Raw genomic sequence first — 26487 nt, forward strand, 5'->3', positions numbered from 1 at the left:
GATAAAAAGTTGCCTGATACGGCAACGAATACAGCCAACTTGGCACATATTGGTGTTGTACTGTTCTTGATCGGTTTCCTATTAATGGCAGTTAGACGTAAAAAGCTTGCGTAACCTGTAAGAACTAGCACTGAAAAAGGAAGGACATTTTCCTTTTTCAGTGCTTTTTTTATTGGGAATATTAGTTATCATACATAATTAAAGCTTTGAAACAATGTCAGGCTACGATAAATAGGTAATGTGAGAAACTTAAGTCTTGTCATAAGATGTGCGACAAAGTTAGTTTTCATTGTTATTGAATACTTATATATAGCTCCTTTATGCTTAAAGCATTCAATCATGATCATTTATAAAGAAAGGAGCAAGAAAAATGACGCAATCAAAAGCGAAAGTGGCAGTGCAAAAATTTGGTAATTTCCTTAGTTCAATGGTTATGCCTAACATCGGTGCTTTTATTGCTTGGGGACTAATTACGGCATTATTTATCCCAACTGGCTTTTTCCCAAATGAAAGCCTATCGAGTTTAGTAGATCCAATGGTTACGTATTTGTTACCGCTCTTAATCGGTTATACAGGCGGTAAGTTGATTCATGACCAGCGTGGTGGAGTAGTCGGTGCGATTGCAACGATGGGGGTTATTGTTGGAGCTCCAGATACTCCAATGTTTTTAGGTGCTATGATAATAGGCCTCTAGGTGCATTCTTCATTAAAAAGTTTGACAAAGTTATTGAAGGGAAAATTCGTTCTGGTTTTGAAATGCTTGTCAATAATTTCTCGGCTGGAATTATCGGAGGTATATTGGCAGTATTAGCCTTTTTAGGCATTGGACCTGCTGTACAATCGTTCACACAAGTTTTAGTCACAGGTGTTGACTGGTTATTGGCTATGGGATTACTTCCTTTAACAAGTCTTTTAATTGAGCCAGGTAAAATTTTATTCTTAAATAATGCGATTAATCACGGAATTTTAACACCAATTGGATTAGAGCAGGTACAAAATGCTGGACGATCGATTTTGTTTTTGTTAGAAGCGAACCCAGGCCCTGGCTTAGGGGTGTTATTAGCATTTATAATTTTTGGTAAAGGAATTGCGAGACAATCTGCACCGGGAGCAGGTATTATACATTTCTTCGGTGGTATTCATGAAGTTTACTTCCCGTATGTACTAATGAAGCCAATGCTTCTTTTATCTGTCATCTTCGGTGGAATGAGTGGTGTGTTTACGCTAGTTCTTTTAGGAGGAGGTCTTGGAGCACCAGCATCTCCGGGTAGTATTTTTGCAATTACAGCTGTTACCCCTCCAGAAGGAATGGTGTATGTCGCAAACTATGCAGCTATTATCGTAGCAACGGTTGTTTCTTTTATTATCTCAGCAATTGTATTGAAAACAGGTAAAGAGATAACTGAAGACATGAATGAAGCAACGAAAAAAATGGAGGAAATGAAAGGAAAGAAAAGCTCTGTTTCTAATATAACTAAGAACGGAAGTCTTCCAACTGGAGTGAGCAAAATTGTATTTGCTTGTGATGCTGGAATGGGTTCTAGTGCGATGGGAGCATCACTTTTACGAAAAAAGGTGAAGGAAGCAGGTTTAAAAGTAACTGTTACGAATACGTCAATTAGTAATTTATCGGATGATGCCGAGATTGTTATTACACAGAAGGAATTGACACCACGGGCACAGAACAAGCTTCCAAGTGCGTACCATGTCTCAGTTAATAATTTTTTATCAAGTTCAGAATATGACCAACTTATTAGTCGTTTGCAACATGGCGATACACTGGAAGAGCAAGATTATGAGAAGAATCCTGACCATGAACAAGACGGAGAAATGTTGTTAGAGGAAAACATTTTTATCGGAAAAGAATTTCAAACGAAAGAAGAAGCGATACGTTTCGCCGGTGAAGCGTTGGTGAAGGCCGGTTATGTTAAGGAAGATTATGTTGATGCGATGATAGAACGCGAGGAAATAACGTCGACTTACATGGGAAATAATGTTGCTATACCACACGGTACAGAGGAAGCGAAAAAAGCTGTCATTAAATCAGGTTTTACGGTTATTCAAGTTCCAAATGGGGTAGATTTTAATGGAGAGCAGGCTAAGCTGATCTTCGGTATTGCTGGTAAAGATGGAACGCATTTAGAAATCCTGTCAGGTATTGCTGTTATTTGTTCGGAGCAAGATAATGTCGATCAAATGGTGAAAGCAAAAACTGTGAGAGAACTTAAAGCACTTATTAACAATCATTAATTAACTGTTCAATGATAAGCTTCGAAGTTAATACAATCATAGATGATCGCAGACTCCAATTATTACTAGTGCTAGGATGAAAGAGCCTCTCTTTTATCCTAGCTTAAATAGTAATCAGTATGTTCACTCCCCTCATGATTCACGTATGATTTCAATAGGTCAAACACAAAGTAGTTGTAATTACGGGCAATGTACGTTCGATTAAGAGCACAGGTAAGTAAGTGCTTCAAGAAATGAGTGATAAAAATGTTTATTACTTCAAGGGAAAAGGTAATCATCGATTTGATTGTAAAAACATCGGGTAAGCACAACGTTCACTCCCTTTCAGAGTTCTTACAGGTTAGTGTAAGAACTGTTCAAAGAGATTTAAAATCAATTGAAAAGCTATTAGAGCCATTTTCTTTAAAACTAAAGCGTAATGCTAATGACGGTCTTTTTATCGATGGGAAGAATGAACAGATCTATAAGTTAATCCAAACATTAGCAAAGCTACATCCTACTGATTTGACTCCAGACCAGCGGAAATTGCGTCTCTTGATTATTTTACTTCATGAAGAGTTTTCCTTTAAACAGCAAATGCTTGCCTCTCAATTAGGGGTAAGTGGTGTAACGTTGTCGAGCTATTTGGATGACATAGAGGAATGGCTAAGTAAATATTCAATTACCCTGACTAGAAAAAGGGGGGTTGGGGTGGAGATAGCCGGAAATGAAATGAACAAACGTCATGCACTTGCGAACTATTTCTTAGTGTATTTTTATGAAGATCTAATTGAAGGATTATATTTACTTAACAGTGAAAGTACGAACAATGAAAAAATAGTTGGCTATTTTTCTAAGCAGTTTTTAATAGTCATAGATCAATTAGTTAATCAGAACATACAGCAAGGCAAGTCAAGGCTAGCAGATCGTGATTTTATCGGGTTAGTCATCTATATTTGTTTAACTCTCCAGCGGATTGAACAGAATTTTTTTTATTGAAGAAAAGCTGCCGAATGAAGATGAGCATACGAGTGAATTTCAATTAATGAAAAACATTTGTAACGAATTAGAAAAACAATTTTCCATTCATTTAAAGTATCAAGATATTGCTTTTTTAACAGTTATTTTAAGAAGTTCGAAGGTTCAGGCAGCCGATTCCATTGATTATGACACGGTACTTCTTGGTAAGAATATTAAAAAAGTCATAGCAGATGTTTCATCTCGTTTACAAGTTCATTTAACTGATGATTTTTCCTTGTATCAAGGGTTGCTTGCACATATGGGGCCTTCTATATACCGTTTAAAGCAGAAGCTTGATCTATTCAATCCGTTAACCGCGGAAATCAAACGGAAATACCCTGTTCTTTTTATAGCGGTTAAGAAAAGCTTGGAAGAGGTATTTGAAGATATTCTATTTCCAGAAGACGAAATTGCTTTTATCGTTCTTCATTTTGGATCGTCATTGTTGAAAAATGAGGAAAAAGTCAAAATGAATGCTGTCGTCGTGTGTCCTACCGGTATTGGGGCATCTAAAATGGTAGCAAGTCGCCTCAAAAAGGAATTATCTGAAATTAATGACGTAGAGATAATGTCGATTAAGGATTTCCAAACAGCCAATCTAACTGAATATGATCTCGTTATTTCGACGGTTCGTTTGCCTTTTGCAGAAGTTGATTATATTCTAGTTAGTCCGTTATTGAGTGATAAAGATATCGGTTTTATTCGGGGTTATCTTGATAAACATTTAGAACAAATTAGTCAGAAAAAAGAATATTTAAATAATGTTCAAAATCGTAATGAGAAAGCTACTAACAAGCACAACGTTCTTAAAAATATGTTAACGGAAATAAAAGACGTACAATTGAGCATGGAATCGATCTTAACAAACTTTAAAGTCTATCGAAAGCAAGGAAGTAGCAATTGTTGGGATGTCTTAGGAGAAATGATTAACGATGCGAAAAAGGATGGATTAGTTACAGATACGAAAAAAGTGATTGAACAACTAGAGAGACGTGAAAAGCAAGGTGGCTTTGGGATACCGAATACTAATATGGGACTTTATCATTGTCGTGAAGATCATGTACTAGAACTTATTTTCCAAGTAGCACATTTAGATAGACCGAGTGTAATAAAAGGGATGGACGGTCAGCCTATGCAAGTGAAAAGTGTTCTGTTAATGCTTGCACCAGAAATTATGAGCAAGCGAAAAAAGGAGATCCTTAGTCTCATTAGCTCTAGTTTAGTAGAAAGTGATATAGCAATGATGGTTTTTCATCTTCAAATGAAATGATGATAAGAGAAAAGTTGGAAGAAGTATTTATTGATTACCTACAAAATAATTTGATAAAGGAATGAAACGTATTGAAGTCAACCGTTCATTTTGGAGCAGGAAACATTGGAAGAGGATTTATCGGGGCACTTTTTTCAAAATCAGGGTACGATGTTACATTTGTTGATATAGACGATCGAATTATAAGTAGTCTAAATAAAGAACGTAGCTATCATGTAAAGCTGGCTACAGAAAAACAAGAAACGACAAAGGTTGAACATGTTTCTGGTTTAAATAATTTAACTCAAGAAAATGACGTTATTGCAGCAATTAAAGAAGCAACCTTTTTAACGACCGCTATTGGCCCAAATATTTTGCCTAGAATTGCCCCTTTAATTGCAAGTGGGATTACTGAGCGCGTTCTGCATACGGATGAAAAGCTTTATATTATCGCTTGTGAAAATCAAATTGGTGCAACTGATATTTTAAAAGAGCATATTCTTGAGAATCTTGAGGAAGATGTGAAGGAGAATATAGCTGGTCGTATATACTTCTTTAACTCAGCTGTTGATCGGATTGTACCAATACAAAATCAAGAGTCATTAGATGTACTCGTTGAACCTTATTATGAGTGGGTTGTAGAGACTAAAGAAACGATCCCCTTTGTAAAAGGAATGAAGATCGTTGATGATTTAGCCCCATTTATCGCGCGTAAGTTGTTTACTGTGAACACTGGCCATGCGGTAATTGCCTATTTAGGATATCTTGAAGGAATGAAAACGATTGATGAAACATTAGGCAATACTAGGATTGCTGCTCAAGTAAAAGCAACATTGAAGGAAACAGGAGCCTTTTTAGTGAAGGAATATGGTTTTGATCAAAAAGAGCATTTGGCGTATATTGATCAAAACATTGAACGCTTCAAAAATCGTTATTTAAGTGACAGTGTTACGAGAGTTGCCCGTTCTCCAATTAGAAAATTAGGACCAAATGATCGCTTAATTCGTCCGCTTACAGAAGCACATAAAAAAGGACTGCCGTATACAAATTTGGCAAAGGCGATAGCGGCGGCACTATTGTTTGACTACTTAGAGGATGAAGAAGCACTAGAAATTCAAGGCATGATCAAGGAATACGGACCTGTTTATGTATTAAAGACAATTAGTAAGCTTGATGAAGGTAGCGTCATTGTAAATGAAATTATCCGTCAGTATCATATGTTAAACGTGACGGACTAACTTGTAAAAAGTCTAATTAGTGGCTATTAAGTCCTAATTAGATTTTTTTTGCCAATGAGTTTTGTTGAAAAGTCTATTATTTACATAAAGGAAGTAGTTATTTCCAATAATAAATGAGAATCGTTTGATACTTAGAGGGGGCATTTGAATGGCATTAAATGTAACTCAAAAATTAATTCGTGATCATCTATTATCTGGGGAAATGACTCCAGGAGAAGAGATTGGATTGAAGATTGACCAGACGTTAACGCAAGATGCTACTGGAACAATGGTGATGCTCGAGCTAGAGGCTATGGGTCTTGATTATGCTAAGACAGAAGCTTCGGCTCAATATGTCGATCATAACCTCATTCAAGTTGATAGTAAAAATCCAGATGATCATCTCTTTCTTGAAAGTGCGACGAGACGTTTCGGTATTTACTATAGTCGTCCTGGAAATGGCGTGAGTCATCCGGTTCATATGCAACGATTAGCAAAGCCTGGTAAAACTTTGCTTGGTTCTGATAGCCATACATGTGCAAATGGTTGTATGGGAATGCTCGCAATGGGAGCAGGAGGAATTGATGTAGCAATGGCGATAGCGGGTGAGCCTTTCTATGTGAAAATGCCGAAAGTTTGGGGTATTGAATTACACGGTGAGATGCCTGATTGGGTAAGTGCAAAAGATGTGATACTTGAATTATTACGCAGATATGACGTGAAGGGTGGCGTTGGTTGTGTAATTGAGTATTATGGATCTGGGTTACAGCATTTAAGTGCAATGGATCGCCACGTTATTGCCAATATGGGAGCAGAGCTTGGAGCAACAGGTACTGTTTTCCCTTCCGATGACGAAATTAAGCGATTCTTAAAAGAGCAAAATAGGGTAGACGATTGGATCGAACTGAAGGCAGATAAGGGAGCAAGTTATGACAGAAATGATGAAATAAACTTATCGGAGTTAGAGCCGTTAGTAGCGAGGCCATCTAGTCCAGGTAATGTTGTTCCTGTGAGGGAAATTGCTGGAGAACCTATTTATCAATCTTATATCGGTTCTTCCGCTAATCCTGGTTATCGTGATTTTGCAATAGCTGCAGAAATAGTCAAAGGAAAACAAGTTGCTCGCGGTGTATCCTTTGATATAAACCCAACCTCTCGGCAAATGCTTACTGATTTAGTTGAAGACGGCCATATTGCTAATTTACTTCAAGCAGGTGCAAGGCTTCATCAAGCAGGCTGTAACGGTTGTATCGGCATGGGTCAAGCACCTGCTTCAGGGAGAAACAGCTTGCGAACAACACCTCGTAATTTTCCTGGGCGTTCAGGTACGAGAGAGGATAGTGTATTTCTATGTAGTCCTGAAACAGCAGCAGCATCAGCGTTGACAGGAGAAATTACGGACCCGCGTACACTTAATATGGACTATCCTACTATATCAGGACCAAAATCACCAAACGTCGATATCAATTTACTTGATGTACCGGTAACACTTGAAAAGGCAAAGGAGGTCAAATTACATAAAGGACCTAATATTGCCTCGATTCCAGAAATGGATGAGCTTCCTGATCATTTGGAAATTCCTATTTTGCTTAAAATGGGCGATAATATATCAACAGATGAAATATTAGCAGGTGGTGCTCGTGTGCTCCCATATCGGAGTAATTTACCAGAGATAAGTAAGTTTGCTTTTGAAATCATCGACGAAACGTATTATGACAGAGGGAAAGAGTCACTTAAAAAAGGTGGACATGCAATCGTTGGTGGATATAACTATGGCCAAGGATCAAGCCGAGAACATGCAGCACTAGCACCTAGGTATTTAGGATTGAGAGTTGCCTTAGTTAAGGATTTTGCCAGAATTCATTGGCAAAATCTTGTTAACTTCGGTATTTTGCCAATTACATTTGTTCATGAAGAAGATTATGAAGCATTAAACCAAGGCGACGTTCTTCAGCTAACTGATTTAAGAAACAAAGTTCAGCAAAGCAATCAAATGGAAATAGCGATTAAAGGTAAAAACAAACAAATTACAGTTCGTCACGCACTTTCAGATAGACAAATTGACATCATGTTAAAAGGTGGACTAATTAATTGGGTTCGTGATCGTCAAAAGGTTCGTTCATAACAGATATGAAAGGAGAGAATTGTAATGGTTAAACGCAATGATATTTGTAGAGCCTGTGAAGGTACGGGAATGCTGATGGACGATGAGGAGTGGCAATATACTTGTACCGTTTGCCGTGGGGAAGGTCATATAAATCCTGAAAATCACTCTCCACCAGCTTTGTTGAATGTGGATGAAAATAATCGCATATTAGATTAGTAAAATGACTTGCGATCCCAATATTTCCCTTGTTCAAATAGGGATCACCTCGTATCAAAAGCAAAAAATAGGCAAAATTAAACGTGGATATCAATGACAACAATTATAAAATGGAGGTGAAAAGTATGGAGAAAGAACAACTTAAATACGGAAGCGATTATAAGGTAATACCGATGACCTCTGCAACAAGTGGAGTAGGCTTAGAGGTTCTTCCTGATTTATTTGTTTATAATGTAAACATTGTGAACATTTGCTTAATCGGTAATCCAAAGAATGATGATTTTGTCTTAATTGATGCAGGGATGCCAAACTCAGCAATTAACATTATCGAAGCGACAGAAGAGCGATTTGGTAGGAATAGTCGTCCTAAAGCTATTATCTTGACTCATGGGCATTTTGACCATGTAGGAGCCATTTTAGAGTTAATTGATCATTGGAATGTGCCTGTTTATGCACATGAACTAGAAATCCCGTTTTTAACAGGTAAACAAAGTTATCCAGAGCCTGATGCATCGGTTGAAGGAGGAATGGTGGCAAAAATGTCCGCACTTTTCCCTAATGAACCAATTCAGTTAGGAAATAAGGTTGAAAAGCTTCCTGACGATGGAACTGTTCCTCATATGGCTGGTTTTCGTTGGGTTCATACCCCTGGTCATACTCCAGGTCATGTTTCTTTTTTTAGAGAGGATGACCGAACATTAATCGCTGGTGACGCATTTGTGACTGTGAAACAAGAATCACTATACTCTGTTTTAACACAAGAGCAAGAAATTAGTGGTCCTCCAAGATATCTTACTCCTGATTGGAAAGCAGCTTGGCAATCAGTTAAAACATTGAATTCACTTAAGCCTGCAGTAGCTGTTACAGGGCATGGTTTACCAATGACAGGAGAAACATTACGACAAAATTTAGAGATGCTTACAAACGATTTTGATCGAATTGCTATTCCTGATTACGGAAAGTATGTTCATTAGGAATAAAAAGATTTAAAGCTACACTATATAGCACTGAAAAAGGTTCAGTTACCTTTTCGGTGCTTTTTCGTTCTTTCTCATAACGATCTTCCTGGGAATGAAGGAAAAGACGTAAATTCTACGCTCGTAAATACTAAAAGCTTGTCAACGATCCCACAATACGAGATTATGTCGACAAGCTGTGAATGGACTAAAGATTACTGCATGTGGTTTTGAATACCTGAATGCTGTCCCTGTTGATTCATCATACCAGCATTATTCGTTAAATCCATAGACTGAAACATGCCGGTCATTTGTGACGTTTGCGTTGATGAGAAGCTAGGTGCTGATAATAGCCATTTTGATTCATCCAAGACCATATTTCATAAGCCATCTCTTGGCATAGGTTAGCTCCGTTTACATGGTACATACGAAGTTGAGGGTCTACACATTCGTTCGCCCATTGCATGCCCATAACGGCACCAGACTTATGTGTATTAAGTGCTAACGTTGCAATTGTTTGATCTGATAATGATTGGCTATTGGCCATCGGTGCTGACATTGTAACTTGATGGTGGGCATTGGGGTCAGTGTTTTGTGAGAAGTGTGGAGCAGTATGAGTGAGTTGTGCTCCTTTTCCTTGCATGAGGTTAATTCCTTGTTGATAAGCTGTGGCCATTTGCTGTTGATGTTTAGTTAAGATCGCTTTTAGACGTTGATCGTTACATTGGTTAGCAAATAATCCGTGTTCTTCAATCTCCGCTGCTTTCGTGCGTAGAGCTTCTTGTGTTTCTAAAATTTCGTGTGCTGCTAAATTCATCATAATACCTCCATTTAGTTATTGGGATTTTCCCAAAGGTAGTATGTGCATTTCTGAAGGTTACATACAGAAAAAGGAAAATGATTTCATTTGTGGAAATAAAGATGCGAAAAGAGCACTGGCTGGCATAATAAGGGTGCCAGCCAGCGTTTTATAATTAAGTATGTTGCGTTATTTCTTTTATATGATACACTTAATGATAATTAACACATCATATATGATGTGTTTTTTGATCGGGTGTAACTTACTTTATACGTTTTAAGTAGAAAGGGGTACAGTAACATTGAATACGAACTATTTAGATTTGCTTGCTGAAAAATACGATAGTGAAGAAAAAGTCGTAACAGAAATAATTAATCTAGAAGCTATTTTGAACTTACCGAAAGGAACCGAGCATTTTGTTAGTGATCTGCATGGAGAGTATCATGCTTTTCAACATGTGCTTCGGAATGGATCGGGAAAAGTAAAAGAGAAGATTACAGATATCTTTAAAGATACGATGAGTAAGGAGGAAATTGATGAATTTGCAACATTAGTTTATTATCCAGAGGATAAGTTGAAAATAATGAAAAATAAGTTTAATAGTCAGGAAGAATTGCATCAATGGTATAAGCAAGTGATTTGCGATATGATTACGCTCATTCCTTACGCCTCGTCGAAATATTCTCGCTCAAAGCTCCGTAAAGCGTTGCCGGAGCAATTCGTTTATGTCATTGAAGAGCTTCTGTATAAATCAGATAAATATTCGAATAAGAAGTCGTATTACGAACAGATTTTACAGCAAATTATTGCCCTCGGTCAGTCGGAGAAATTAATTACAGGACTTTCTTATACAATTCAGCGTCTAATTGTCGATCATTTACATGTCGTAGGCGATATTTATGATCGTGGACCTGATCCTGACAAAATAATGGATACATTAATTAACTACCATTCCGTCGATATCCAATGGGGAAATCACGATGTACTATGGTTAGGAGCGTTTTCAGGTTCAAAAGTATGTTTGGCAAATATTATTCGTATCTGTGCACGTTACGATAATTTAGATATTATTGAAGATGTGTATGGAATTAACCTACGTCCATTAATGACGTTAGCTGAAAAGTATTATAATGATAATCCGCCTTTTCGTCCGAAAGAGCATCGTGATAAACCGTTGTCAGAGGATGAATCGTTACAAATTACGAAAATTCACCAGGCGATCGCGATTATTCAGTTTAAGTTAGAAAGCTCCATTATTAAAAGACGTCCATTTTTCAACATGTCTGAGCGACTATTATTAGAAAAGGTAGATTATGAGAGAAATGAAGTTACCGTCTATGGGAGGACGTATGCGCTTGAAAATACATGCTTTGCAACGATTGATCACAATGATCCAGCACGGCTGTTAGATGAAGAAGACGAGGTAATAAATAAGTTACTTTTATCTGTACAACATTCGGAGAAGTTAGCACGTCATATGAAGTTTTTAATAAAAAAGGGTAGCCTTTATTTACGATACAATGGGAATTTACTCATCCATGGCTGTATACCACTTAATGAAGAAGGTCAATTAGAGCAAATGGAGATAGAAGGAAATGTATATAAAGGACGGGCACTTTTGGATCAATTTGAAGCCTACTTACGTTATGCATTTTCAAAACGTTCGCAAACGGATGATTTAGCGACAGATATGGTTTGGTACTTATGGACAGGAGAATATTCATCACTTTTTGGTAAACGAGCGATGACAACATTTGAACGCTATTTTATTGCAGATAAACAATCTCATAAAGAGCAGAAAAATCCTTATTATTATTTAAGAGAGAATGAGGATATATGTCGTTCCATTCTCAAAGAGTTTGATCTCGACCCTGATCAAGGACATATTATTAATGGACATACGCCAGTTAAAGAAATCAATGGCGAGAACCCTATTAAAGCGAATGGAAAAATGATAGTCATTGATGGAGGTTTTTCAAAAGCGTATCAATCAACAACGGGTATTGCAGGATATACACTGCTCTATAACTCATTCGGTATGCAGTTAGTCGCTCATAAGCAATTTAATTCAAAAGAAGATGTCATCCATAACGGGGCAGATGTCTTATCCGTTAAGCGTGTCGTTGATAAAGAGCTTGAGCGGAAAAAGGTACGAGAAACAAATGTTGGTCAGAAGCTACAAGGAGAAATTGATATGTTAACGAAGCTGATGGAGTATCGATATATGGACTAGTTGGGAGAAAACATGCCTATGAATAGGTATGTTTTTCTATTTTAAAAGATTTCACTCTTAAGTATATATGTTAAACTTCTAATAATAGGTATAATAGATAAGGTAAGGTGAAATAAGTTGAATTGCTAACTAATATAGTGGAAAGTTATAATGTGTTGAAATATTATTGAAAAAGTGTGAAAATATTTTGAAATTACTTTTGTCTTCATACATACTTACTTGCCAAAAAAATAGGAGGAACATAATGCACAATGAGGTTAATAACAAAGTGAAAACAAAGGATGATACCCATTTAAATCAATTGGCATCAGTTGGTCAAATTGCAGCTGGAATTGCTCATGAAGTCAAAAATCCTTTAACAGCTGTAAAGGGTTTTTTACAGCTGTTACAGAAAGAGGTCGATAGTGAATACGTAAACATCGCACAATCGGAGCTAGAAGATGCCTTAACAACGTTAAATAATCTATTGCAAGTTTCAAAACCTGATTTTGACAATGAAGATTATCAGACGATTCATTTAGCCGTAGAATTGGAATCGATTTTGAATTTGTTTCAAGATAAAATATATGATATAACGTTTTTTACTAAATTTGAAGATGTGGATGTAACAATAGTAGGAAGGAAGAATCAATTCAAGAAAGCACTTTTTAATATTATAAAAAATGCTGTTGAATCAATTGAGGGTAAAGGTACAGTGAGTATTACCCATAGTGCAACTGATGAAGAAGTTATTATTACAATTACAGATACTGGAAGGGGGATACCAGAGGATAAGATTGAATTACTCGGGACTCCATTTTTTACAACTAAAGAAAATGGTACTGGGATGGGGTTAACTCAAGTCTTCTCAGTTATCTACCAGCATGGTGGAGAGGTTGATATTAAAAGTAGAGAGAAGCAAGGAACAACGTTACTATCTCAATTCCAAAACAAAATAAAGTCAAAAATTGTGGAGTGAAAACAATGAATCTACATTATGAGAAAGGCTTTACTATTAAAGATCTCTTAGTAAAAAACCGAAGTAAGTTCGAAGAGCTTTTGCAATTCGAAGCTACAAACGTTCGAGATAAAATTGAAGAAATCAAAAAAATTGGAAGTATCAATTTACTAGACAATGCCTATAAACTCGTTCTATTTATTGTGGAAGAGAAGGAGCATGAATTAATTACCTTCGCAAAACAGGAGGGAGTAGCATGGGCGAAGTATCAATTGACACTTGCGTTTAAATTAGAGTGGGTTCAAGCAATTCGCAGAACGTTGTGGGATTTTCTATATAACTATGACGTGCTTCAGGAAAGTGATCCTGATAGAATTTATTTTTATACGATGGAAAAAAGAATTAATGAGCTTTTTGACCAATTTTTATCGCATTTCTTTATAAGTTATTCGAGATTCAAGGACGAATTATTGACAAAGCAACGAGAGCTAGTTAATAACCTTTCTGTACCGATTATTCCAATTAATCAAGAAGTTTGTATTTTACCTTTAATTGGGATGATTGATCAACAGCGGTTAGAGACGATACAAGATAAAGTATTGCTAGAGATTGAAACGAATCAGATTCAAACATTAATTATCGACCTTTCTGGGGTTGCCCAAATTGAAGAAGAATTAACGATAGACTTATCGAAAATAATTGATGGAAATTTAATGATGGGATGTAAGACAATATTGACAGGGCTTCGTTCTGAAATGGTGAAAAGTTTAATAAATTCAAATATGAATCTAAGAGACAAAACTGAATTTAAAGGAACGTTGCAATCAGCATTAGATGATATTGTATCATTAAAAAAAAGTAGTTAAGTAGATTCCTAAAGTAAAGAGTTACTAGTTCCACTTCTTATTGCACCTTACATAGATTGAAAATCGAGACCACAAAAATTGAGAGTTTCTCTTTTTTGTGGTTTCTTACTATTTGAAATCTTTTGTTTATTTGAAATAACCGATCCATGAATTCATGGATCGGTTTCAAGTCTTATTTCCAAACGTCGTTGGCAATTTCAACGACATGGCGGAGCTTGTCCCATTGCTGTTCTTCAGATAATACGTTCCCTTCTTCAGTTGAAGCGAAGCCACATTGCGGACTTAAGCAAAGTTGCTCGTACGGTACGTATTTGGCAGCTTGGTCTAAACGACGTTTAATATCGTCTGGATTTTCAAGTTCACCGAATTTAGAGGTGATAAGTCCTAATACAAGCTGTAGGTCTTTACGTTTAACGTAACGAAGCGGTTCAAAACTACCTGAACGCTCATCGTCAAATTCAAGAAACAATCCGTCTAAGTCTAAGCCGTCAAATAAAATTTCTGAGACATCGTCATAACCACCAGCTCCAACCCACGTTGAGCGGAAGTTTCCACGACAAATGTGCATCGTAACGATTAAATCATCAGGACGATTTGAAAGTGCTTTATTTAAACATTCTTGGAAAAGAACGCTCAATTTCGCTGGCTCCATTCCTTTGGCACGAATAACCTCTTTGCTAGCTTCAGAAAAGAAGAGCGACCAAGATGTATCATCAATTTGCAAATAGCGGCAGCCAGCATCATAAAAAGCTTGAATCGCTTTTTGATAGGCGATCGCTAAGTCGGCAAAAATTTCTTCTTCACTTGCATATGCATTCTGATTCACTTCATCACGGAAATAAAGCATATTTGGACTTGGTATCGTCATTTTTGCTGTGTGAGAATCACCGACAACTTTATGTAGAAAGCGGTAATCTTCAAGCATCGGATGTCCAGTAAAGTCAATTTTATCAACAACACGAATGGAATGCGGCTTCGTTTTTACACCTTGGAATTGAATGCCTTCTCCTGCTTGATAGCCTTCAACCCCATCAAGATTTTCTAAAAAGTCATAATGCCAATAAGCACGTCGGAATTCACCATCTGTAATCGATTGAAGCCCAACTTCTTTTTGTTTAGCGACAATTCGCTTGATTTCCTCATCTTCAATTGTTCGTAGTGCTTCTTGTGTAATGACACCTTGTAATAGCTGAATACGTGCCTCTTTAATTTTTGCTGTACGTAATAAACTTCCAACCTGATCCGCACGAAAAGGTGGCTTTACGATTGCTTTTGTTTCTCCACTCATTTGTTTCATCCTCTCTATCAAGTAAGTAGAATCATATCAAATATTCTGAAAAAAGTAAATCATATTGGGAAACTTGGGATTTGGAAGAACATACCTTTACTTATCACCTGTTCCTAATGGGAAAAAATGAATAGAGATTCTTAAACGAAGAGAAAAAGAATGATCAAATTCTCCACGAGTAAGAATCATACCACTATTCCATAAAAGATGAGAACTGGTTTTTAACCGACTTCTTTTAATGTACTTTCCTTTTTCACTTTTGGTCTCCCGGATAGAGAAAGATAAGTACAAATTCTAGCGAGATGTTCCAATGGACCTGATTTGAAACGTGATAAATACCATTTACTGCATATCATTTGGCTGACATAAATGACAATGCATAAAAGAAAGCCGAATATGACGCCTAGCTTTCCATATAGACCTAGTCCATAACCGTAAAAAATGGTTGTGCAAATAATTGAATGCATAATGTAATTTGTTAAAGAAAGTCTACCGACATAACCGAACAGGTTGAATGCTGCTAAATTACTTACCTTTGTATACAAATAAGCTAAAAGGAAGATATAACCGATTGCTAAAGCGATCGCACCAGGCTCGTATAGCATACCTGCTAGGGAGTGATTGATAAAATAATAGATTGATTTGAAAGCTAAGCCAATTGGGATAAGAATCATTCCCTTTTTGTAAAAGGAACGTAAATTCTCTGGATTACTAAACCAATCCTTCTTAGCAGCATACATGCCAATTAGAAAAGGAGTAGCGTTGATGATCGGCATGAGCAGGAGAATTAATAGATAATCTTCTTCAGATAAACCTAATGCTTGATAGGAATCTTCACTATTACGGAATTCAACAACTTCCCAATACGTGCCTTCACTGTAAGTAGCAGTTTCTTTGGCAATATATTCATTTAATTCATGCTGTTCGTCCGTAAACTCTAACGTACTACCATATCCTATAAGTGTTGTAACACCGAAAAACAGTAATGCCCAAATGAGAATCGTTTTTGCTTTTCGTTTGACAAAAAGGAGAAGAAAGATTCCCATCATCCCATACATTAATAAAATATCTCCTTCCCATAGAAATGTAGAATGGAGAAATCCGAGGACAATGAGCAACAAAAAGCGTCTAAAAAGCGTTCTTTTAACCCCTAATTGCCGGCGTTCAAGGCTCTCTTTCATTTTAATTAATCCAAAACCAAACAAAAAGGCGAAGATTGGCATAAAGCTCCCCTCTACGGCAATCTTTAGAAACGTATGGAATGATGCATCCCATTTCGATATGGAGAATGTTTCTAATTCCTCCATCCCAAATATTCCATACTGAAAAATAAGCATGTTAGCAATTAATATTCCGAGTAAACAAAACCCTCTAATCGCATCAACCATTTGTATTCGAGTTGTGTTCATCTTTTTCCCTCTTTCATTAGTTCTGTTCTTTACAGCCTTTATCATAACGTCTTTTCCTTACGAGTAAGGAAAGGAAAGGTAACGATCAGCTTGCTTTTTTAAAAAGTTTCGTAAGCTTTTCGTAAGGTTGATGTGCTACGATTAACTTGGAAAATTATAATATAAGAAGAGTCTATGAAGCTATAAATAAGTACTTCCTTTAAGGAGTGTGGAAAGTCATGAACGATCAAACAATCTTAATTGTTGATGATGAAATTGACATCTCAAAAATGATTCAAACCGTTTTAACAAAGGAGGGATTTACACAAATACATACAGCAAAAACGGCAGAAGAAGCTCTAGCAATTGTCAAAAGTAAGCCAGTTGACTTTATTTTATTAGATGTAATGCTGCCAGACCGTAGTGGCTTTGATTTATGCCCGGAGTTAAGACGAATATCGGAGGCTTATATCGTATTTTTAACGGCAAAAGTATCTGATTTAGATAAATTAACGGGCTTTGCGATAGGTGCAGATGATTATGTAACGAAACCATTTAATCCGTTAGAAATTGTTGCACGAATTCGTGCGAGGCTGCGACGTGACTCAATCTCTGTATCAACGAAAAGAGAAAACGAACCAAAGCCAACAGAGGATAAACAAGGAATGTATGTGTATGATCGATTTACTGTTAATGAACAAGCTGGTGAATTGAAAGTGGAGGGGCAGGTTGTTCCGTGTCCAGCACAAGTGTTTCATCTATTGCTACATTTCTGTAAGCATCCAAACCGAATCTTTTCGAAACTGAACTGTTAGAGTCTGTATGGGGAATGGATCGCTATGTAGATGACTCTACTGTGTTTGTCCATATTCGGAGAATAAGAGAACGAATTGAAGTTGACCCAAGTCATCCTATCTATTTACTAACAGTTAGAGGGCTTGGCTATAAATTAGTGAAGGGAAATGGAGTAAAGTGAACGTAACAAAACGTAGATTAATAGTCCGCTTTACGATCCAATTTATCTTTTTTTCAATTCTTGCCGTCGTGTTATTTAGTGGAATCATTTTACTATTGCTAAATTATTTAACTCATGAGGAGTTGAAACGAAACTTCCCGATGGGCGGTTTACAAACGATTGTTGACGAGACGGCGATCGTTGATGACGAAGTATTGTTATATTCTGGTTGGGAAAAGTTAATTCAGGAGCGTGGTATGTGGCTACAAATTTTGAACTATCATGGTGAGGTCATTTATGCACTTGATGCACCTGAAGATTTACCAGTTCAGTATCAATTACCAGAATTATTGTTGATTGGTGAGACGAAGCGTTACGAGAAATACAAAGTTTACTCTATAATTGATACGTTTTATGACAAACCATATTTTTATTTACTAGGCTATGATGATCATTTTGATGATTGGCTTGATGAGCTAGTGAAAGAATATGCAGAAGATATTGAAAATGACCATGCAGAAAGACTACAGCACTTAGAGCAACGAATAGAAATGAATAGTAGCTTAATGGTTTTTGACGAGTATGGGAATGTGCTACATACATTTGGTGATGATAACTGGCATGAAGAAGAGATCGGAACTGTAGATATGTATATGTATTACCTAGGTATGAGTGATGCCGAAACGGAAATGTCGCTCTATTATGATGAAGATTCTAGCTATACGTGGTTACTCTTGACGGAGAAAGATGGTGGGGATACGTACGGAAGCTATATTATGGTTGTAGCGATCGCATTAACGATTGCAGCGATGGTCATTTTGCTTCTAGGTATACTCTTTACAACTTGGCATGCAAGACAATACGGACAGCCTTTATTCTTATTTGTGTCATGGCTAGAGAGACTCGGCAAGGGTGATTATAAAGAAGTTCTGGCAGCGATGGTTGAGCAAAAGGTCTTCACAAAAGAAGGGAAGATACGTCGCAAGTATAAACTGTATGAAGCGGTTATTACAGCATTTCGCGAAATGGCAGAGAAGTTACAAAGTGCAGAAGAGGCTCGTAAACAGTTAGAACGAACGAGGGAAGAGTGGATGACAGGAATTTCTCATGATCTTCGTACGCCGTTAACGAGCGTTCAAGGATATGCACACATGCTAGAGAGTGATCAATATGAGTGGAGTAACGAGGAGCTACAAGATATTGGTAGCACGATTCGTGAGAAAGGCGATTATATGCTGCAGCTTGTCGAGGATTTTTCACTTGCTTTCCAACTGCAACATGCTGATTTACCACTTAAAAGGAAGGAAGTTCCAATAGATGAGCTTGTGAGGAAGATGATCCAGCTAGTTGTGCAAGATAGGCCAGAGAAACAAGAGAAAATTCTGTTTCACTATGAGAAAAATCGCCCGTTAAACTGTACTGTTGATCGTCGGTTATTTGAACGAATGCTATTAAACTTATTGTATAATGCGATATTGCATAATCCTGTTGAAACAACGATTACGGTAACTTTAGCCGAAAAAGGAAAAGAAGTTTATATCGTTATACGAGATGATGGTGTTGGAATGGATGAGAATACGAAATCTCTATTGTTTGAACGTTATTACCGTGGCATTAATACTACTGAAAAAGTAGATGGTACAGGTCTTGGCATGAGCATTGCAAAGGGAATTGTCGAGGCACATGGTGGAGCGATATCGGTTGAATCGGCACGAGGTCAAGGAACAGAGATTACAATCGTTTTTCCGATAAAGAAATAGTCGAACAGCATGGAAAGCTACGACTCTCATGTCCTTAAAACAATAGACGAATGATTTAAACGAAGCATATTCGACTTGTTTTTGCGAATTATCCAACAAAGTAGTCACAAACTTTAGTCGGATAATTCGCAAAAAAGGTATAATAAAATAGGTGGTAAGGTTTGCATTATTTTATATAAGTTACGTATACTCGTAGTTAGAACTAAATATAAACATTCGACTAGGGGAGCATGGAGATGCTGAGAGAGAAAATCGACCCTTTGAACCTGATCTAATTAACATTAGCGTAGGGAAGTGGAATTGGTGTTAAGTAGATTTATTTATCTATTTGAGCCAATGCCATCTTCAATTATTAGGAGATGGCTTTTTCATGTAAAGGAATTCGATTATACAAATCTAGTAATGATGGAAAAGGAGAGGTTTTAATGAGTCAATTGTTCACAGACCGATTATGGGGAAAAGTAGAACCGATTTGGCAATCTTATTTGGAACATCCTTTTGTAAGGGGACTAGGAGACGGTACGTTAGACAAGGAGAAGTTTAAGCATTGGTTGAAGCAGGACTATGTCTATTTAATTGACTATTCAAGGCTATTTGCATTAGGTAGTGCAAAAGCGGAAGACTTAGAAATGATGACATTGTTTGCGAAACTATTGCATGGTGTCTTAGATGTTGAAATGGACCTGCATCGTAATTATGCTGCAGACTTTGGGATAACGGTAGAAGAATTAGAGAAAACGGAGCCATCAGCGATTACGACAGCGTACACGAGTTATATGTTAAACGTCTCTCGACGTGGTGGAGTAGAAAACATCGCAGCTTCCGTGTTAGCTTGTGAATGGAGCTACAATTTTATCGGAAAAGAGCTCGCGAAGTTGCCTGGAGCATTTGAAGAAAACTTTTACAGTAGTTGGGTGCAAATGTATAGTTCCGATGAATTTACGGAGCTTGCAAATAACAGCAAGCAGTTAATGAATAAAATAGCAGCAGGTAAGCCAGAACAAGAACTTGCGAGATTAGAAGAGATTGTCGTAAGAACGAGTCAATTTGAATACATGTTTTGGGATATGGTCGAAAAGAGAGAAGAGTGGCCGGTCAATTATTAAAAAGTTAAAGAAGCGTGCTACGCGACAAAAGTACTTTTCGCGTTTCTATGTTTTGTCCAGCACGTTCTCTATCATGAATGAATCTTTCATGGAAACATTGTGATCAAATGATTAATACTTTCATTGAATAGTTAATAAAATGGATGAATTTAATGAATAGAAATGATAAAATAATAAGAGAGTAGCATAGCCATTATAGGAATAGTTTAGGGTTACACTTATCAATTTCCTGTATACTATAGTTGATGGATCACTTTTTGGAGGGAATAAATATGAGTCTTGATGTGAGAAATGCAATTGAAAGCGGTAAGACTGTACTTGGAATCGAGCTTGGCTCTACAAGAATTAAAGCTGTGTTAATTGGAGAGGATAATGTACCGATTGCTTCTGGTAGTCATGATTGGGAGAATCGTTATGAGAATAATGTTTGGACGTATCGCCTCGATGATATTTGGAAGGGAATACAAGATAGCTATCAAAATATGGCTAATGATGTAAAGCAGCAATATGGTGTAACACTGCAAACATTAGGTGCAATCGGCTTCAGTGGGATGATGCATGGTTATATGGCCTTTGATAAAAATGATGAGCTCCTTGTACCTTTCCGTACATGGCGTAATAACATGACTGAACAAGCTTCAAAAGAATTGACAGAGCTTTTTAACTATCAAATTCCACAAAGATGGAGTATTGCCCATCTGTATCAAGCCATTTTGAATAAAGAAGATCATGTTGCGGATATTCATTTTCAAACGACTCTAGCTGGATACGTACATTGGAAGTTAACGGGTGAGAAAGTATTAGGAGTCGGAGAGGCATCAGGTGTCTTCCCAATTGACTTGAACACAAAAAGCTTTAACGAATCAATGATTACACAATTTAATGAAGTAATTGCAGATCAAAAGTTACCTTGGAAACTTGAAGATATCTTTCCTAAGGTATTAGTCGCAGGTGAAAATGCTGGTGTGTTAACAGAAGAAGGGGCGAAGCTTCTAGATGTTAGCGGTGAGCTTAAGTCCGGCATTCCGTTTTGCCCACCTGAAGGTGATGCGGGAACTGGAATGGTTGCGACAAACAGCGTAGCAAAACGTACTGGTAATGTTTCAGCTGGTACATCTGTTTTTGCCATGGTCGTACTTGAAAAGGAACTGTCAAAGGTTCATACAGAGATTGACCTTGTTACAACTCCAGCTGGTGACTTAGTTGGAATGGCGCATTCAAACAACTGTTCTTCGGATTTGAATGCATGGGTTGGCTTGTTTGGTGAGTATTCAAAAGCGATGGGTATCGATGTTGATATGAATCAGCTCTATGGAACATTGTATAACTTAGCACTTCAAGGTGATCCAGACGCAGGTGGCTTACTTGCTTATGGTTATCTGTCAGGTGAGCATATGACTCACTTTGAGGAAGGCCGTCCACTATTTGTTCGTTCATCAGACAGCAATTTCAACCTTCCTAACTTCATGCGTGTTCATTTATTTACCGCATTAGGAGCATTAAAAATAGGTATGGATATTCTTCTTAAGGAAGAAGAAGTAAAACTTGATGAAATTCTTGGTCACGGTGGTTTGTTTAAGACAAAAGGTGTCGGACAAAGCATTATGGCAGGAGCACTCAATGTTCCTGTATCCGTTATGGAAACAGCCGGAGAAGGTGGAGCATGGGGCATTGCTCTACTCGGATCATATATGATTAATAAAAACGCTGATGAAACATTAGAAGAATTTTTAAACGAGAAAGTATTCGCTGGACAAGCAGGCGAAAGAATATCACCAGACCCTAAAGATGTGGAAGGCTTTGAGCAATTTATGGAGCGCTACAAAAATGGTTTGGCAATTGAAAGAGCTGCAATTGATCATTTAAAATAAAGGATAATCATAAAGTACGACAGGGGATGACAGTCTCCTGTCGTTTTTATGGAATGGACGGATAGTTAGTATTAGTAAGTCTGATAAAAATAGGTTTGAACTGGTTAGTAATAGGGGAATTTTACTTGATGATTTAGTGTGTGATCGAATGAAGCACGAACCTTTTTCATATGCTGTTGTGAGATATAAAGTGTCATTAAATGATTATAGGATAGAAGGCTTTCTTGAACATATCCTAGGAAAACCCTGCAGCAACTGCCATAATAATCTGTGAGAAACCACCTGAGCCAACATTCGTTGAGAGAGTGGGGATGTTTCTATGTTCGTCATATTCTACCTCCATTTATTATTGATGAGTTTAGTTTAAATGGAGGCTTTTAGGTGTGCATTGACTTAAGTCAAGAAAACGGTTATATTGAACATTATCGTAACTGATCAGCGACCTCCTCGGGTACTTTAAAATCAAAGCTCAAGCTTTCAGTACTAAGTCTGATATACGGAATATCCTCATATGAAATAATAACCCCATTCATAGAAGATTCATCATTTGGAGTTACAGCGACTAGTGTGATTGTATCTAGCTTATAAAGCTCATATCGTTTTGATTCCGTTGCATGGTCTGGTAGTTGACCTAGTTCCCATGCTTCCATATGAAGTGATTCAACAAAGTCTTCAATCTCTTGAACTGACGTAATGATATTTTCCGTTTCTCCGTTAGACACAACCTCAATTTTTTGACCTGTCTTAGAAAGGGAATCCTCTTCAGTCGTTGCATTACAACCAATTAAGGCAATCGTTAAACCTAATATAATGAAACTAGTTGTTGTGAATTTCTTCATTTCTTTTTCCCCCTATTCGTTTTTTAAGATATACGTTTTGTAGTTGGAAAGGTTTCATCTATAAATTGCGGCAATGTTGCTATCTACCATAAATAATCTCTATTCCTATTAACTTTTTAAAGCATAATCTTTAGTTCGTACAATGAAAGTATTACTCGTACCAAGCGATAATAAGAAACTAAAGGAGGGTAGCTGTTGATTTATTATTCCAAGAAATTTGTAAGCGCTTAACTAAGGCTGTTGAAAAATTCTAATATGGGGGAGTGCCACAAATGAGTAGGAAGTTCAAAAAATTAGCTTTAATGTTTCTAGTCGCTATGTTAGTGATGCCAATTGGGGTGTTATCGGTTGTCGCAGAAGGTGAGACAGAGAAGCAACCGGTGTATCATGAGACGTTCGAACATGGTATAGGTGTTGCAACTCAAGCTGGCAATGCACAACTAGAAGCGGTAACCGACGTAATATTTGCTGGGAATGATGCTGGAAACGCTATCTATGTTAGCGGTAGAATGAATAACTGGGATGGAGTCGATATTCCGTTAAGTGAAGTTGGAATGGAAAATGGGCAAGAGTATACGATAACGGTAACTGGATTTGTAGCTGAAGGAGAGTCAGTTTCGGAGGGAGCACAACTATTACTTCAAAATGTTGATAGCTATAACGGTCTTTATGTAGCGGCTGATTTTGTAGCAGGTGAAGCATTTACGTTGACAGGTCGATACACGGTCCATACTGAAGAAGATCGAGCGTTGCGAATTCAATCGAATGAAGCAGGAAAAGAAGTTCCGTTTTATATAGGTGATCTACTCATAACAAAAGAAGTTTCATCAGATGAAGATAGTAACGAAGAACCCGAACCTGATACTTCAAGACCTCCAGCTCAAGAATTTACAACGATAACATTTGAAGATGGAAGTACAGGTGGCTTTGAAGGTAGAGCTGGTACGGAGCAGCTTGTTGTTACAGATGAAGCAAATCATACTGAAGGTGGTTCATATTCGTTAAAGGTAGAAGGACGAACAAATACATGGCATGGACCGTCATTAAATGTCGCTCCATATGTCGATAAAGGCGAAGAATATCATATATCGCTTTGGGTGAAACTGATCTCACCAGAAACGTCACAGCTTCAATTATCAACCAAGTCGGACAAGGCAATAGTGCAAGTTATAACAATATCCAAAGCAAAACAGTAAGCATAGAAGATGGTTGGGTGAAGCTAGAAGGAACGTATCGTTATAGTAGTGTAGGGGATGAGCATTTAACGATTTATGTGGAAAGCTCAAACAACAGTACAGCTTCGTTCTATATTGATGATATAAGCTTTGTTTCGACAGGGTCCGGATCAATTGATATCGAAAGAGACCTTGTTCCGATCAAAGATATGTACGAAGATTATTTTCTCATTGGTAACGCAGTTTCGGCTTCTGAATTTGAAGGAACTCGTCTTGAGCTGCTGAAAATGCACCATAATCTTGTGACAGCAGAAAACGCAATGAAACCAAGCTATGCCTATAATGATAATCGTGAGTTTGATTTTTCTGCACAGGATGAGCTCGTTCAAAAAGCGTTAAATGAAGATTTCCAGGTTCATGGTCATGTACTAGTATGGCATCAACAGTCAGAGGATTGGCAACATTCAGATGAAAATGGTAATCCATTAAGTCGAGAGGAAGCACTTGAAAATTTAAGACATCACGTTCAAACTGTCGTTGAACATTTCGGAACAAACGTTATTTCGTGGGATGTTGTAAATGAAGCCATGATTGATAATCCACCGAACCCAGACGATTGGAGAGCTAGCCTCAGACAATCCGGCTGGTATAGAGCAATCGGCGATGATTATGTAGAGCAAGCGTTTTTAGCAGCCAAGGAAGTGATAGATGAAAATGGATGGGATATTAAGCTTTATTACAATGATTACAATGATGATAATCAAAATAAAGCAGAAGCGATCTATCAAATGGTGAAAGAGATTAATGAAAAATATGCAACAGAGTATAATGGGCAACGATTAATTGACGGAATTGGAATGCAAGGACATTACAATTTAAATACAAATCCAGAAAACGTTCGTCGTTCGATGGAGAAGTTTATTTCATTAGGTGTAGAAGTAGGTGTTACTGAGCTTGATATTACGGCAGGAAGTAATAACGAACTAACTGAACAGGAGGAAAATGCACAAGCATATTTATACGCACAATTATTCCAGCTTTATAAAGAGCATGCGGAGCACATTTCCCGTGTAACGTTCTGGGGCTTAAATGATGCAACTAGCTGGAGAGCAGCACAAAGCCCATTATTATTTGATCGTGACATGCAAGCAAAACTAGCTTACTATGCAGTAATTGATCCAGAAGGGTTTATTGCAGAACACGCTCCTGAAGAAAGAGAGGCGAAACAAGGGAAAGCAATATTTGGTACACCTGTAATTAATGGTGAGATTGATGAAGTATGGCAAGGTGCAGAGGAACTGCCTGTCAGTCGCTATCAAATGGCATGGCAAGGTGCAGATGGTGTAGCAAAAGCGTTATGGGATCATGAAAACCTTTATGTTCTCATCCAAGTAAGTGATTCAGAGCTTGATAAATCAAGCCCTAATCCTTGGGAACAGGATTCAATTGAAGTATTTGTCGATGAAAACAACGAAAAAACTTCTTTTTATCAAGAAGACGATGGCCAATTCCGTGTGAATTTCGATAATGACACATCTTTTAACCCCGAACGTATTGCCGAAGGATTCGAATCGGCCACACGCGTTACAGGAAGCGGATACGTCGTTGAAGTGAAAATACCGTTTAGAACGATTACACCAGAACATCTAACGAAGATTGGATTTGATGTTCAAATTAATGATGGTAAAGATGGGGCCCGCCAAAGCATTGCTACATGGAATGACACGACAGGACAGGCATTTCAGGATACTTCGGTATTTGGTGTGTTAACGCTAGTAGACCCTGAAATGGAAGACCCAGGGTCCGAAGATCCGGGTAATGGTAAAGTCGGAGATGGGGATCGAGGAGATGGAGAATCAGGAGATGGTGAAATCGGAGATGGGGATTCAGAAGATGGAGAAGCCGGAGATGGAGATCCGAGGAGAGGAAACACTGGATCTGGAGATTCAGATAACCTAGATGGAAATAATAATGGTTCTAAACAAGATGGAACTTCTGAAGATAAGTTACCAGAAACAGCAACGAATGTTTACACAATTTTATTAATTGGAGTGTTACTGATTGTGGCTGGAGCTATTACTTATTTAGTAGTACGGCGCAAAGTAGTTACTACTAACGCTTAGTTGGAAATGAGAAAGGTGTTTTCTACTCAGTTTTATTACTAGAGTAGCAAGGATGAGTTTTGAAATTTGACACTTGAGTGAGTGTTTAGTAAGACAATGAATTTAGTTGCAGTGAATTAAAAGTGAAATAGATGCAAGCTTGGAAGAAAAAAA

Annotated in this window: 19 protein-coding genes, 2 pseudogenes and 1 riboswitch; of the genes and pseudogenes, 17 read left to right on the forward strand and 4 right to left on the reverse strand. The window is 37.4% G+C overall.

Annotation, left to right across the window (positions count from 1 at the left end):
- Positions 1 to 9 precede the first annotated feature (9 nt).
- The 8 genes and pseudogenes from JCM19034_RS25400 (at position 10) to JCM19034_RS19760 (ending at position 9012) form a co-directional block, all read left to right on the forward strand.
- Positions 10 to 114, forward strand: a complete 105-nt coding sequence (locus tag JCM19034_RS25400; RefSeq protein ID WP_370622260.1) for an LPXTG cell wall anchor domain-containing protein — start codon at positions 10 to 12, stop codon at positions 112 to 114.
- 256 nt (positions 115 to 370) lie between these two features.
- Positions 371 to 2250 (forward strand): annotated as a pseudogene (locus JCM19034_RS19740) (PTS mannitol transporter subunit IICBA).
- A 246-nt stretch (positions 2251 to 2496) separates the two neighbouring features.
- Positions 2497 to 3228 (forward strand): helix-turn-helix domain-containing protein, encoded by a 732-nt coding sequence (locus JCM19034_RS23725; RefSeq protein WP_231687065.1) that lies wholly within the window; start codon positions 2497 to 2499, stop codon positions 3226 to 3228.
- Entirely contained in the window at positions 3206 to 4519 is a 1314-nt protein-coding gene (locus tag JCM19034_RS23730; protein WP_231687066.1) for a BglG family transcription antiterminator, read from the forward strand. The genes JCM19034_RS23725 and JCM19034_RS23730 overlap by 23 nt, the downstream gene beginning before the upstream one ends.
- Positions 4520 to 4590: 71 nt before the next feature.
- Positions 4591 to 5736 (forward strand): mannitol-1-phosphate 5-dehydrogenase, encoded by a 1146-nt coding sequence (locus JCM19034_RS19750; RefSeq protein ID WP_062052502.1) that lies wholly within the window; start codon positions 4591 to 4593, stop codon positions 5734 to 5736.
- 148 nt (positions 5737 to 5884) lie between these two features.
- Complete coding sequence (locus JCM19034_RS19755; RefSeq protein ID WP_062052504.1) at positions 5885 to 7840, forward strand: aconitate hydratase; 1956 nt, start codon at positions 5885 to 5887, stop codon at positions 7838 to 7840.
- A 24-nt stretch (positions 7841 to 7864) separates the two neighbouring features.
- Positions 7865 to 8038 carry a hypothetical protein gene (locus JCM19034_RS22495; protein WP_197276464.1) on the forward strand — a complete coding sequence of 58 codons (174 nt, stop codon included), beginning with the start codon at positions 7865 to 7867 and terminating at the stop codon, positions 8036 to 8038.
- 125 nt (positions 8039 to 8163) lie between these two features.
- A complete protein-coding gene (locus JCM19034_RS19760) occupies positions 8164 to 9012 on the forward strand; it encodes an MBL fold metallo-hydrolase (RefSeq protein WP_062052506.1) in 849 nt (282 codons plus the stop codon).
- A 289-nt stretch (positions 9013 to 9301) separates the two neighbouring features.
- On the opposite strand, the gene JCM19034_RS19765 is transcribed toward JCM19034_RS19760, so the two are convergent.
- On the reverse strand, positions 9302 to 9811 hold the full coding sequence (locus JCM19034_RS19765; RefSeq protein ID WP_197276465.1) for a spore coat protein: 510 nt from the start codon (positions 9809 to 9811) through the stop codon (positions 9302 to 9304).
- Between the two features lie 283 nt (positions 9812 to 10094).
- Between JCM19034_RS19765 and JCM19034_RS19770 the strand changes: the two genes are divergently transcribed.
- The 3 genes from JCM19034_RS19770 (at position 10095) to JCM19034_RS23740 (ending at position 13829) form a co-directional block, all read left to right on the forward strand.
- Complete coding sequence (locus JCM19034_RS19770) at positions 10095 to 12026, forward strand: fructose-1,6-bisphosphatase (protein ID WP_062052510.1); 1932 nt, start codon at positions 10095 to 10097, stop codon at positions 12024 to 12026.
- Between the two features lie 244 nt (positions 12027 to 12270).
- Positions 12271 to 12984 carry an ATP-binding protein gene (locus tag JCM19034_RS23735; RefSeq protein WP_062052512.1) on the forward strand — a complete coding sequence of 238 codons (714 nt, stop codon included), beginning with the start codon at positions 12271 to 12273 and terminating at the stop codon, positions 12982 to 12984.
- Between the two features lie 5 nt (positions 12985 to 12989).
- Positions 12990 to 13829 carry an STAS domain-containing protein gene (locus JCM19034_RS23740; protein WP_062052514.1) on the forward strand — a complete coding sequence of 280 codons (840 nt, stop codon included), beginning with the start codon at positions 12990 to 12992 and terminating at the stop codon, positions 13827 to 13829.
- A 172-nt stretch (positions 13830 to 14001) separates the two neighbouring features.
- Here JCM19034_RS23740 and JCM19034_RS19785 read toward each other — a convergent pair whose 3' ends face one another.
- A complete protein-coding gene (locus tag JCM19034_RS19785) occupies positions 14002 to 15126 on the reverse strand; it encodes a 5-methyltetrahydropteroyltriglutamate--homocysteine S-methyltransferase (protein ID WP_062052516.1) in 1125 nt (374 codons plus the stop codon).
- A gap of 212 nt (positions 15127 to 15338) precedes the next feature.
- Positions 15339 to 16526, reverse strand: coding sequence for a DUF418 domain-containing protein (locus JCM19034_RS19790; RefSeq protein WP_062052518.1), 1188 nt, complete (start codon positions 16524 to 16526; stop codon positions 15339 to 15341).
- A 218-nt stretch (positions 16527 to 16744) separates the two neighbouring features.
- Between JCM19034_RS19790 and JCM19034_RS19795 the strand changes: the two are divergent.
- The 4 genes and pseudogenes from JCM19034_RS19795 (at position 16745) to JCM19034_RS19810 (ending at position 22197) form a co-directional block, all read left to right on the forward strand.
- Positions 16745 to 17481 (forward strand): annotated as a pseudogene (locus tag JCM19034_RS19795) (response regulator transcription factor).
- Entirely contained in the window at positions 17478 to 19220 is a 1743-nt protein-coding gene (locus JCM19034_RS19800; protein WP_062052519.1) for a HAMP domain-containing sensor histidine kinase, read from the forward strand. The pseudogene JCM19034_RS19795 and the gene JCM19034_RS19800 overlap by 4 nt, the downstream one beginning before the upstream one ends.
- Before the next feature lie 212 nt (positions 19221 to 19432).
- Positions 19433 to 19530, forward strand: a riboswitch (TPP riboswitch).
- A gap of 115 nt (positions 19531 to 19645) precedes the next feature.
- Positions 19646 to 20326 carry a thiaminase II gene (tenA, locus tag JCM19034_RS19805; protein WP_062052520.1) on the forward strand — a complete coding sequence of 227 codons (681 nt, stop codon included), beginning with the start codon at positions 19646 to 19648 and terminating at the stop codon, positions 20324 to 20326.
- A 272-nt stretch (positions 20327 to 20598) separates the two neighbouring features.
- The gene (locus tag JCM19034_RS19810; RefSeq protein WP_062052521.1) at positions 20599 to 22197 is read left to right on the forward strand and encodes a xylulokinase; all 1599 of its coding nucleotides are present in this window, start codon (positions 20599 to 20601) and stop codon (positions 22195 to 22197) included.
- Between the two features lie 422 nt (positions 22198 to 22619).
- Here JCM19034_RS19810 and JCM19034_RS19815 read toward each other — a convergent pair whose 3' ends face one another.
- Positions 22620 to 23036, reverse strand: coding sequence for a hypothetical protein (locus tag JCM19034_RS19815; protein WP_062052522.1), 417 nt, complete (start codon positions 23034 to 23036; stop codon positions 22620 to 22622).
- A gap of 272 nt (positions 23037 to 23308) precedes the next feature.
- Here JCM19034_RS19815 and JCM19034_RS25405 point away from each other — a divergent pair, with 272 nt between their 5' ends.
- Together JCM19034_RS25405 and JCM19034_RS19820 are read left to right on the forward strand one after the other, a co-directional pair.
- A complete protein-coding gene (locus tag JCM19034_RS25405) occupies positions 23309 to 24232 on the forward strand; it encodes a carbohydrate binding domain-containing protein (protein WP_370622256.1) in 924 nt (307 codons plus the stop codon).
- A gap of 17 nt (positions 24233 to 24249) precedes the next feature.
- On the forward strand, positions 24250 to 26334 hold the full coding sequence (locus JCM19034_RS19820) for an endo-1,4-beta-xylanase (protein WP_370622258.1): 2085 nt from the start codon (positions 24250 to 24252) through the stop codon (positions 26332 to 26334).
- Positions 26335 to 26487: the final 153 nt, after the last annotated feature.

Source organism: Bacillus sp. JCM 19034 (genome assembly GCF_001310635.1).
Lineage (GTDB): Bacteria > Bacillota > Bacilli > Bacillales > Bacillaceae_D > Halalkalibacter.